1 protein-coding gene is annotated in these 778 nt (G+C 76.2%); it reads right to left on the bottom strand.

Features of this window, described 5'->3' with window-relative positions; genetic code table 11:
* A partial coding sequence (gene rsgA / locus VB737_RS17155; RefSeq protein WP_500314755.1) for a ribosome small subunit-dependent GTPase A occupies window positions 1–778 on the bottom strand: 778 nt, incomplete at both ends.

The raw sequence follows: 778 nt of genomic DNA on the forward strand, positions 1-778 counted from the left end.
CCCCTGGCGCCCCTGGCCGCCACGGGAGCGGGCCGCCGCGGCCGCCTCCACCTCCTCAAGGCAGCGGCCGTAGATCGCCTGGCGGTCCCAGCCATCCCCCACCCCGCAGCCGGGGTCGCCGAGGTGGCGGCAGTTGGCGAAACGGCAGGGGGCCACCTGGAGGCGGGCCAGCAATTCCGGGAAGGCCGCCACCAGGGTCTGGGGGTCGGCGGGAAGGGCCGGGGTGTTGAAGCCGGGGGAATCGGCCACCAGGGCCCCCGGCGCCACGGAAAACAATTCGACATGCCGGGTCGTGTGGCGTCCCCGGCGCAGCCGCCCGGAGACGGCGGCGACGCGCAGCTCCAGGGCCGGGGCCAGGCCATTGAGCAGGCTGCTCTTACCCACCCCGGAGGGGCCGCAGAGCACGGCGATGCCCGGCTCGGCCAGCTGGCGGCGCAGCGCCTCCAGTCCCTCACCGCTGCGGGTGGAGACCGCCACGGTGTCGTAGCCCCACCCCTCCAGCCGCCGGCACCAGGACCGCACCTCGGCCGCCGGCAGCAGGTCGACCTTGCTGAGCACCACCTGCACCGGCTGGCCGGTGGCCTCGGCGGTGATCAGGAACCGGGTCAGCTGCAGGGGGTCGAGGCCGGGTTCGGCGACGGCCGCCACCACCACCACCCGGCTCACGTTGGCGACCGCCGGCCGCTCCAGCAGGCTGTGGCGGGGTTCGGGACCCACCACCGCCCCCCGCCGGGCCCGCCAGTCGACCGCCGCCACCGTCACCCGATCCCCCACGCAC

It is taken from the genome of Synechococcus sp. BA-120 BA3 (assembly GCF_034931285.1).
In the GTDB taxonomy this organism is placed as follows: domain Bacteria; phylum Cyanobacteriota; class Cyanobacteriia; order PCC-6307; family Cyanobiaceae; genus Cyanobium.